Annotated in this window: 10 protein-coding genes and 2 pseudogenes; 11 read left to right on the top strand and 1 reads right to left on the bottom strand. The window is 41.7% G+C overall.

The genetic code is table 11. The features are described 5' to 3' along the window. From JQM82_RS12540 to JQM82_RS12510, 7 genes and pseudogenes are all read left to right on the top strand, one after another. Positions 1 to 338, top strand: a pseudogene (locus tag JQM82_RS12540) (endonuclease); the annotation flags it as partial. Positions 339 to 371: 33 nt separating this feature from the next. Further along, positions 372 to 2,609: an ATP-dependent RecD-like DNA helicase gene (locus JQM82_RS12535; RefSeq protein ID WP_235250687.1), complete on the top strand. Its 2,238-nt coding sequence runs from the start codon at positions 372 to 374 to the stop codon at positions 2,607 to 2,609. Positions 2,610 to 2,712: 103 nt separating this feature from the next. Then, positions 2,713 to 3,657, top strand: coding sequence for a hypothetical protein (locus JQM82_RS12530; RefSeq protein WP_235250686.1), 945 nt, complete (start codon positions 2,713 to 2,715; stop codon positions 3,655 to 3,657). A gap of 66 nt (positions 3,658 to 3,723) precedes the next feature. Then, a complete protein-coding gene (locus JQM82_RS12525; protein WP_235250685.1) occupies positions 3,724 to 4,941 on the top strand; it encodes a CHC2 zinc finger domain-containing protein in 1,218 nt (405 codons plus the stop codon). A 53-nt stretch (positions 4,942 to 4,994) separates the two neighbouring features. Further along, positions 4,995 to 5,783, top strand: a complete 789-nt coding sequence (gene srtB, locus JQM82_RS12520; protein WP_235250684.1) for a class B sortase — start codon at positions 4,995 to 4,997, stop codon at positions 5,781 to 5,783. 111 nt (positions 5,784 to 5,894) lie between these two features. After that, positions 5,895 to 6,827, top strand: a complete 933-nt coding sequence (locus tag JQM82_RS12515; RefSeq protein ID WP_235250682.1) for a ParM/StbA family protein — start codon at positions 5,895 to 5,897, stop codon at positions 6,825 to 6,827. Positions 6,828 to 6,844: 17 nt separating this feature from the next. After that, a complete protein-coding gene (locus JQM82_RS12510; protein WP_235250680.1) occupies positions 6,845 to 7,222 on the top strand; it encodes a hypothetical protein in 378 nt (125 codons plus the stop codon). Between the two features lie 141 nt (positions 7,223 to 7,363). On the opposite strand, the gene JQM82_RS12505 is transcribed toward JQM82_RS12510, so the two are convergent. Beyond that, positions 7,364 to 7,696, bottom strand: a complete 333-nt coding sequence (locus JQM82_RS12505) for a helix-turn-helix transcriptional regulator (protein ID WP_328284220.1) — start codon at positions 7,694 to 7,696, stop codon at positions 7,364 to 7,366. Positions 7,697 to 8,110: 414 nt separating this feature from the next. On the opposite strand from JQM82_RS12505, the gene JQM82_RS12500 reads away from it, so the two are divergent. From JQM82_RS12500 to JQM82_RS12485, 4 genes and pseudogenes are all read left to right on the top strand, one after another. Continuing rightward, positions 8,111 to 8,554 carry a sigma-70 family RNA polymerase sigma factor gene (locus JQM82_RS12500; protein WP_235250679.1) on the top strand — a complete coding sequence of 148 codons (444 nt, stop codon included), beginning with the start codon at positions 8,111 to 8,113 and terminating at the stop codon, positions 8,552 to 8,554. After that, complete coding sequence (locus JQM82_RS12495; RefSeq protein WP_235250678.1) at positions 8,551 to 8,739, top strand: helix-turn-helix domain-containing protein; 189 nt, start codon at positions 8,551 to 8,553, stop codon at positions 8,737 to 8,739. The genes JQM82_RS12500 and JQM82_RS12495 overlap by 4 nt, the downstream gene beginning before the upstream one ends. Before the next feature lie 175 nt (positions 8,740 to 8,914). Continuing rightward, positions 8,915 to 9,240: pseudogene (locus JQM82_RS16630) on the top strand (tRNA threonylcarbamoyladenosine dehydratase); the annotation flags it as partial. A gap of 4 nt (positions 9,241 to 9,244) precedes the next feature. Then, positions 9,245 to 10,375, top strand: a complete 1,131-nt coding sequence (locus JQM82_RS12485) for an ATP-binding protein (protein ID WP_235250677.1) — start codon at positions 9,245 to 9,247, stop codon at positions 10,373 to 10,375. Positions 10,376 to 10,479 lie beyond the last annotated feature (104 nt).

Below are 10,479 nucleotides of genomic sequence, written 5' to 3'. Positions count from 1 at the left end.
GTCTCCCGGAAATCGAATTATCATGTCTGGAATCTAAAAATCTTGAAAGATATCTTGCTTTAGCAGAAGAAAAATCCCAAATTGAAAAAAGAAAAAAAGAGATCGAATCGGAGCAGCGTGCGATCAGCGTCCCTTTTGTGGAGCAGTTAGGAGCCAGATGCAAAGCTATTTTAAAGGATGGTACGAATTGTTACCGGATTACGTATAATCCTACAAAACGTACACAGATCGGAAAAGCGCAGATGGAGAAGCTGAAGATTCAGCATCCTGATATTTATGAAGAATATGCGAAGACAACTGAGAGCAGGACATTTCGTATAAAGAAGGAGGCTGCATAATGTTTTCAAATTCAAACTGGAGGGATGTGGAAGATGCGATGCAGATATGTGAATAAGATCTATATGAATGAAGGAAATGGTTTTACTGTGGCACTCTATTGTACCCAGGATACGTCCGTACCATTGTCAGCCAGGGACCGGTATCTGGCATCCCGAAAGATGATTGGGTTTACTGCCGTTGGATACAATTTGCCTCTTACAGATCAGATTGAACTGGAAATGGAAGGATCTTGGGAAAACGGAAGTCATGGTCTACAGTATAAAGTGGAATCCTTTATGGAAATTGTTCCAAGGACGAAAGAAGGAATCATAGGATATTTAGCATCTGGTGCAATAAAAGGCGTCAGACAGAGGACAGCGGAAGCCATCTATCGTCAATTTGGTCTGGATACGCTGGAAGTCATTGAGAAAACACCGGAGAAACTGCTTTCGATTCCAGGAATTTCAGAAAAGAAACTCCGTGGGATTATGGATTCCTTTGGGAAGAACCAGGTGTTTCGGGAGCTGATGACCTTTCTGGCTCCTTACAAAGTGACACCAAAGAAAGTGAATCTGATCCTACAGACATTTAAAGATGAATCCGTGGATATCATCCGGAAACGCCCATATATGTTATGTGCAGTCAAGGGATTTGGATTCCTGACAGTGGATAACATTGGCAGGGCACTCGGAAAGACTCTGAATGATCCCATGCGTATTTCAGGGTGCATCAGTTACGTGCTAAGTGAGGCTATGAAGGAAGGGCATCTTTATCTGGAACAGGAGATTCTAACAGAACAGGTACTGGAAGTGTTGAATAAAGATCTGACTTTTCAGGCAGTGACCGTTCAGGATGTGAGCAATGTACTCTACCGTCTGGTTATGCAGAACAGCATTGTGTTGGATGATGAAAAGGTTTATACCTTCCGCCAGTTTGAAGCAGAGGAGCAGACCGCAGCCATGATAGCAAGGCGGATTCTTTATCCTATGGAATCGCTTGATGTGGAGACTGAACTTGTACAGGCGCAGAAAGTTCTGAGAATTACACTGTCAGAAAAGCAGAAACAGGCGGTCCGGATGGTGTTTGCGAATCCCATCAGCATCATTACAGGAGGTCCGGGTACCGGAAAGACAACTGTTTTAAAGGTGATCCTCTATATCCATGGCATGAAATGTAAGTCTGAAGTGCAGTTAATGGCACCGACCGGCAGAGCTGCAAGACGGATGGCAGAAAGTACGGGTAACCAGAACGCCTCGACCATGCATATGGCAATGGGGCTTCTGGGAGAAGATTATACGGCTGAGTTTGCCTATCTGGAGGCAGGGTTTGTCAATGTGGATGAAACATCCATGGTGGATATGCGGCTGGCTTATGAATTCTTCCAGAGAGTCAAAGGAAATACAAGAATCCTTCTCGTGGGGGATGTGGACCAGCTTCCTTCGGTGGGAGCCGGTGATGTATTTTGTCAGCTTATCCAATGTGGGCTGATACCGGTCACAATGCTTGACCTTGTGTATCGTCAGGGTGCCACAAGCAACATACCAGTGAATGCAAAGCTGATGCAGGAGGGAAAAACCAACCTGATTCTGGGTGATGATTTTGTGTTTGTGCCCTGCAAAGGGACAGAAGAAACTGCAGATACCGTAAAGAGACTCTATCAGGAGGAAGTCATCCGAAATGGTCACGACAAGGTGCAGATCCTGACACCTTTCCGGGTAAGAACTGCAGCTGGTGTGGTGGAACTGAACCGCACACTGGAGGATATCATCAATCCACCAGTCAGTGGAAAGAAGGAACTTGTGATTGGAAAAGACGTATTTCGGGTTGGGGATAAGATCATACAGAATAAAAATACTGCTCTTATCAGCAACGGAGATATGGGAACCATTCTGGATTTTTATGAAGACGAGGAAGGCAACCCCAAGATCAGTATCCAATTTACGGAGAACCGGATGATAGAGTATGAGCTGGAGCAGATGGAAATGATTGAACATGCAAATGCGATTACGGTTCACAAATCACAGGGATCAGAGTGCCCGGTGGTAATAATTCCATGGGTGAAGGCATTCTATGTTATGCTGAAACGCAATATTCTCTATACTGCAGTTACCAGGGCAAAGTCCAAAGTGTATCTGGTCGGGGATTGGAACGCAGTATGTCAGGCGATTCATACTGATGACAGTGGAAAGAGAAATACAGTGCTTGCAGAGAGAATCTGTAGCTATTATGACCAGTATCAAAGCCGGAATAAGCCTGCGCAGGAAATAGAACAGTTAAAACTTGCAGTATGAAAATTTGAAGAAATATTACAATCTCAGAGAAATGCAGACTATTACTCTATGTAGGGTTTTCGTCTGCTTTTATTTTGAACAGAAATCGAAAGGAGCAGAACGAATGAAATCAATCTTATATGACAAATCAGAAGCTGTTGCAGCACTCAACCGGGTGGAAGGATTTAATCCTGTGGAACTTGCAAGAAGACTGGAAAAGGAAGGACAGGAAGACCAGCTGTATCTGGATGTGAAATACCGGAAACTCTGGTTCCGTCTGGTATATCCCATGGGAAAGATTATTAGTATTGTCCGCAGTTTTTCAGAAAATGCAGCTTTGGTGGAAGCGAGAATTTATCTGGATAAGTGTGACGCAGAGGATAACTTTATTGCTAATGCGTTTTCACAGAAATTCCGGTCAGAGGATCCGAATTTTGGAGCGAAATTTCTGGAACTTGCGGAAACGGCTGCTGTCGGACGGGCACTGTCAGATGCCGGGTTTGGACTTCAGTTTGCGGATGTAGGTGAAGAAAATGATCCGGAACAGGTGGATGCCGGGATTCAGATTCCGCAGTCATCTCAAAATTCAGGAACTGTGCAGAGTCCTTATAGCGGGAATCGGGCTGATTATCAATCGACTGAAAATACGTATCAACAGCCTGAAAGGCAGATGACGGGTGGTTCCATTCCGCCGATGCAGCTACAGTCTGGCATGATGGGACAGTTCTTCCAACAGGCACAGGCAAATGGCTCCATCATCGGTCAGCCATCCATGCAAAATACCTATGGCCAGCAGCCGGGAATGAATTCCATGGCGACAGGTACAGTGGGAATTGCGCTAGACGGTTCCCTACCGGTAGAAGAACTTCTGCAGCATATGACTTATGAGCAGGCGGTGCAGGTTGAGATTCCGGGCAAAGGGAAATATGGCGGCAAGACTATGGGCCAGGTGGCAAAAGAAAGTCCGCAAAGTCTGGACTGGTTTGCCAGAAGTTATTCCGGAAATAACAATGCGGTTCCGGCTGCAGCTAAATTTTTGTTAAATAAAGCATTACCAATGGCAGGATAGTGGATTCTGCCTGTTAAGACCCACAGTCAGCTATCTGGCTGCAGGGGAAAGGAGGCTTGAATATGGATGTATGACATGTCAGGGTTTGATTACGATATCCGCGATGTGGTGCGTGTACTGAATCTGCAGGTGCGTCGGAAAAATCCCAGTTCCTATGATGTGGACTGTCCTTTCTGCAACCATAAAACGGGAAAGATGAATGTCAATATCAGGAAAAACGTCTTCCGTTGTAATTATTGCAATGAGCAGGGGGGAATGTTGGATTTATACGCCAAATTATATGGACTCTCCAAGGCAGAAGCAAATCGGCAGATCCGGGAGGCATTAAACCTGGGACAATACCGGGATGATTATAAGATTCCGGAGAAAAAGCCGGAGCCTGAGATTCCCGAAAATAGTGACCGTGCATCGGATGCGGAAATCAACCATACCTATTCCATGCTGCTTTCCTATCTTACGTTATCAGAAAAGCACAGGGAAGACTTGCTGGCGAGAGGGCTTACGGACGAGCAGATCGAGATGCAAAGATATCGGAGCGTTCCTCTCTTTGGATTAAAAAGTCTGACCAGGAAACTACAGGAAAAAGGATGTATGGTAGAGGGAGTGCCGGGATTTTATCAGGATCAGGATGGAAAATGGACGATTCATTTTTCAGCAAAGAATTCCGGATTCCTGATCCCGATTCTTTCCATGGAAGGTCTGATCCAGGGATTTCAGATCCGGCTGGATCATGTGACAGATTCCAGAAAGTATATCTGGTTTTCTAGTGTAAATTACCAATATGGAGTCTCATCTGGCAGCCCGGTTCATGTAATCGGGAATTTGGATGCGAAAGAAGTGTATGTGACAGAAGGCGCTTTAAAAGGAACCATTGCTCATTATCTATCCGGAGCTACGTTCTTATGTATGCCCGGAGTGAACCAACAGCGGAATCTTCGCCCAATTTTGGAGAGCCTTTCCAAAAGAAATCTTCAGCTTGTGTATGAGACTTATGACATGGACAAGAAGATGCCGGTTGTCTGTGATAGACAGTATAGTAAATGCAGCGAATGCACGCAGAGTAACAGGATTGGAGAGTGTCCTTATAAGGTAAAAAAAAGGGAAATCATTCAAAGTGGGTGCAGGAAACTGTACGAACTTTGCAGGGAATGCTCATTACCGGTGAAGCGCATGCTTTGGAATACGGATGAAAACAAAGAATGGCGTGGACAAATCAAAGGAATTGATGATCTATATTATGATTTGTACATAAATCAGACAGATAAAATGTCTCAAAGATTATAGAAACTGGAGGACCGGAGTATTCTGCTCTGGTCTTTCTTGAAAGGAGAAGATTTATGAAAGGCAAAAGAAATGTACCACTACTGTTTATGATGATTGCATCGTTCATTATATTTATATTTGCCGTAGGCAAATTAATAGGAATTTTTCTGGAGTATCAGAAAGGCGATCGTACGTATGAAGAAATTATGGAGTACGTACAGGATCCAGAAACAGATGAGCAGGGTAAAAATGATCCGGATCCAGAAGATGATTCAGGATTTACGTTCCTTCAGGTAGATTTTGAAGGATTAAAGGCTCAGAATCCGGATGTGGTAGCATGGATCCAGATACCGGCACTGGACATTAGTTATCCGGTTGTGCAGGGAAAGGACAATTCTTACTATCTGCATCATATGTTTGATGGGAAGGAAAACAAGAATGGCAGTATCTTTATCGACTATCATAACCAGCCGGAGTTTACGGACAGTAATACGATTGTGTATGGGCATAATATGAAGAATGGAAGTATGTTCGGAACGTTGGACAGATATCAGGAAAAATCGTTATTTGAGAAGTATCCTTGCTTTTATATCTATCTTCCGGACGGCATCTTAGAGTACCGGATCGTATCCAGCTATGCGGGAATGACAGGAAGTGTGGGTTTCACTTACCGATTTCCAGAACTGGAAGATTATCAAGACTTTTTGGAAAAGATTATATCCTACGCTGCCTATGATACAGGAACGGAAGTTACGGATACGGATCATATCGTTACGCTTTCTACCTGTGTCAACTCGGATCGAAATTATCGATACCTGGTGCATGGAAAACTGGAGAGGAACATAAAGATGTATAATGAATGAAGGCATCGGCAGCTATTGCTGGTGCCTTTTCACATTTTTTGAGGGTGTGGTTGCGTTTTACGTAGGTAGTACGTACAGAGTAAGTAGAAAGAAAAAAAGGAGTGATCATTTATGATTAAGAAATTAAGAGTAGCCGTAGATCAGGGCAACCGTAATATGAAGACCTGTAATCATGTATTCACGACAGGACTGACAGAAATGGATAAGAAGCCTGCTAGGGGCGAGGTATATCTGCGGTATCAGGACAAGTATTATACGCTCAGCGAACGCCGTATCCCATATCAAAGGGATAAGACTTCAGACTCCCGATTTTTTGTGCTTACATTATTTGCAATTGCTATGGAATTGGAAGACAAGACACAAATTCAGCCAGATGATGTGATTCAGATTGAACTTCCAATCGGACTTCCGCCAAAGCATTACAAGGAGCTGTATGACAGGTATGAAAAATATTTTAAGGGTGATGGAAAAGTGTTTCAGGTGGAATACTGTGGAAAGGAATATCATCTGTGTATGAAAGATGTGAGGGCTTTTGTGCAGGATTTAGCTGCCATGATGACAAAAATGGATAAGATTGGGGAAGCCCCGAAAGCAGTAGGAATTGATATTGGGGGATTTACAACAGATTATCTGCTATTAAGAAGAGGAAAGCCAGATATGGATTACTGTGATTCATTGGAAAAGGGCATCATTACTATGTGTAATGAGATCATTTCCAAAGTCAACAGTGAATATGACATGCTGCTGGAAGAAATAGATGTGGAAAGTATCATTCGTGGGAAAACAGAGTTTTATGATGAGTATGTAGTCCGGGCGGTTGAGAATATGGTACAGGACTATGTCACAGATCTTCTGAATAGTATTCGTGAACGAGGTGTGGATACGAAATCTGCTTATACCGTTTTCATTGGCGGCGGCTCTATTCTGCTCAGGCGATTTTTAGAGAAATCAGACCGTTTGGGACGTTATCTGTTCATTGATGACCTACGTGCCAATGCAAAAGGGTATGATCTTCTGTATCGTATGTATGAAAGCAGCAAATAGAATGGGAAGTGATTGTTGTGACAAAAAAGAACCCCAATAAATTCACGATTGGATTTAAGAAGAATAATGCTTCCCATCAAAAAGTCGTTGAGATTTTAAATAATACGGAAGATAAGGCGGATTTCATTGCCAGCGCAGTACTTCATTATCTTGGCGAGGGAAAAGAAACTGATTCTTTGAATCCGGACAAGTCTTTCCTACTGCCATTGATTAAAACAATTGTAAAGAAAGAGATTCAAGAAGCAATCTCGGAAAAGAAATATGTCACTGAAGAAAGGGCAGCTCCGGATGAGAAAGTCATGGATCTGTCTGGTTCAGAAGAGGAACCGATTGTTCTTGATGATCATATTATAAGAAATATTTCAAATGCATTGGATGCATTCCGAGGTATATAGAAAAGAAGCAGCCCTTGATTGGGCTGCTTCGAATTTTGTCGAAAAGTTTTTCAATTCATAAGTCATTCATAACTGGCTCATAAGTCGCTCATAAATGGCCATTCTATAATCAAACAATGGTGAAGTGGAGAATGAAAAGAATTACTTTTGTTTTCGGAGACCTTCAAGGAGTCCACGGAGCGTATGTAAAGCCAGTTGTTTTTCTTCATCTGTACAATCATTTAATTCATAAATGATCTGTTCGATATAAGGATCTGCAGGTGGATTGTCGTGGAAGATGACGGAATCAAGCGAAATATTCAAGTATTTGGCTAATAGACTCAGAGTTTCAAGTCTGGGGTTAGCATTATAGTTTTCAATATCGGATATTGTGCGTAGCGAAACGTGCACATTCTCAGCTAGAGTATTCTGTGAAAGATTTCTGCGAAGGCGCTCTTCTTTGACCAGATCTCCGAGCAATTTCTTAACCATCATTTTCATCACCTCACTTAATGCATATATTTTACTCTAGTTCGGCAGTATATGAAATGTGTTATGCTGCGTGAACTAGAGCGATATAATGCGTGAAGTGAATAGAGAATAAGAATGTTATTTGGGAGAAGAGTCTGATTGAGTTACACAGATCGGTATAGACATAGCAAGAATTTATTAAAAAAATCTTATACCAATATGTGGAACACCCTTCTGGTGAGTATGCGGAATATGCGTTAATAACATGTGGTTTAGCACATAAAATAGTATGGATAATATGGAAAGTCGAATTAGGTAATAGCCAATTCGACTTTCTTTTTGTTTGTCGAATATTATCGAACAATGGAATTCGGTGTCGGTCCCCGCCTTCTGGGATTTCAAAAGAAAAATGAAATCAGAATACAGGAGGATAAATAAATGGATGAACATACTTATACTGGTTCGAAAATAAAAAACCAATTTACTGCATACATACTGGCACAGATCCGGGGAACCAGACAAAATTATTTGAGAAAAATGCTGAGGATTAACAGTAATGAAATGCCGGCAGAGAATCTGATAATGGAAGAAAATAGCATTTTGGTAGAAGAGAGTCTGGAGATGGAATATCGTGAAGAACTGTTAATGAGAGAGGTAGATGGGTGCTATCCTGAATGGGACGAGATGAGGGATCAAAAACTTGTCGAGGCATTACTCTTATTGCGCGAGGATGAGAGAAAACTGATCTATCAGCATGTGTTTGAAGAACGGACGTTTGATGATATAAGCCAGATTAATGGTTTGCCACCTTACAAGGTGAAAGGAATTTATTATTATGCAATCCGTAAGATTAGAAAATGGATGGGAGGTGAAAAATCATGAATTTTGAGGAGGTGCTATTTCGAGCACAGATGGGAGATCAGGAGGCAATATTGCAGATACTGGAAATGTTTCGGCCTCTATTAATAAAAAACTCTTTGATTAATGGAAGATTTGATGAGGATTTGTATCAGGAGTTGAGAATTGAAGTACTGAAGTGTATTAGGACATATCACGAATTGGTGTAAAGAGATATTCGTTGAAATGTGCCACATTAACATGATAAACCTATTGACTTGATAGGGATTAGATGGTAATATGCGTGCCATAAAAATGCAAAGGAAAAAGGTCACGATAAAAGCTGTTGTAAGAACTAATACATTCTCTCAGATATGAGTTCAAGCAGACCCAAAAGAAAAATGTTCCGGTAATCAGCTGGATGCAAGTGTATTCTGCATTGCTAATATCTGTCAGACTAGGATGTGTCCTCTGGCAAAGGTCATGAGGCGGGAACTGAAGAAACATGGCATAAGAAAACTGAAAGTCGTGTGTTCTGAGGAAAATCCGAGACGACTGCTGGAGGATATGTCCATTAGCTGCAGAACTCATTTCAACTGTTCATCGGAAGAACAGCATAAATATATCGAGAGAAGAGACCTTTCAGGCAGTGTGGCAGTTGTCCCGATAGTCGTCGGACTGATCCTAGTGGAGAAGTGATAAAAAACCTTGCTAGAAATTATGAGGATTAGAATTATGTGGGAAATTACAGTAGAAGAACTAGAGAAGATAGAATCTAATCAAAGGATTGTTGTAGATATTCGTCCAAATGAGCAGTTTCAAAGGGGAACGTTCCCGGGAGCAGTGAATATCCCGATGGATGAATGGGAAGCACATAAAAAGGAACTGGACGTGACCAAAACCATCTATCTGATCTGTCATACTGGGGACAGAAGTCAGGAATATGTACAAGAACTGGTGAATGAGGGCTATCGTGCAGTTAATGTGGAGGGTGGCTATCGTGCTTACTTGCGTTTGTCTCTATCCAGATTCATGCAGGAGGATTCTCAGAAAGAAAAAGAGAAGAAGAAAGAAGAGATCGAACGCAGCATTATCAAAAAATATCGGCGAACAATCTGGCGGGCTTTTACCAAGGCTTTGAATGAATATCAATTGATTCAGGAAGGGGATCGGGTGGCAGTCTGTATTTCTGGAGGTAAGGATTCCATGCTTCTTGCAAAATTAATACAAGAACTGAAAAAACATGGCGAGATCAATTTTGATGCAACATTCTTGATTATGAATCCTGGATATAATAAAGATAACTGGAAAATAATTCAAGATAATGCAAAACTTCTTGGTATACCGCTTACTGTATTTGAGACAAATATTTTTGATACGGTGGCAACTATTGATAGGAATCCGTGCTATCTTTGCGCAAGGATGCGAAGAGGATATTTGTATTCAAAGGCAAAGGAGCTGGGATGTAATAAGATTGCTCTGGGACACCATTTTGATGATGTAATCGAGACAATCCTGATGGGCATGCTGTACAGTGGAAAGATTGAAACTATGTTGCCAAAACTTCATAGTCAGAATTTTGAAGGAATGGAATTAATACGTCCATTGTACCTCGTGAGGGAAGACGCAATTCAATCCTGGAGGGATTCCAATGGATTATATTTTATTCAATGCGCCTGTCGTTTTACAGAAAATTGTGTAAGTTGCGGAGGCGGAAGAGGATCTAAGAGAGATGAGATGAAGAAACTGATTGCGCAGTTTCGAAAAACCAGTGATGTAATGGATGTTAATATTTTTAATAGTGTAAAGAATATTAATTTGAGGAAAGTAATCGGATACCAGATTGTTATTGACCTCTTAAAATAGCGTAATAATGATTAGCTTGCGTGTCTCTGGATTGTTCTGTATACTGTCATCAGTTTACAGAAAGAAAAAAGTCTCAGAGCACCTTCCCTGGAAAGTCGTGTACT

The organism is Faecalicatena contorta, assembly GCF_021531995.1.
Classification (GTDB): Bacteria; Bacillota; Clostridia; order Lachnospirales; family Lachnospiraceae; genus Dorea_A; species Dorea_A contorta_A.
This window is presented reverse-complemented; position numbering and strand designations above follow the sequence as displayed.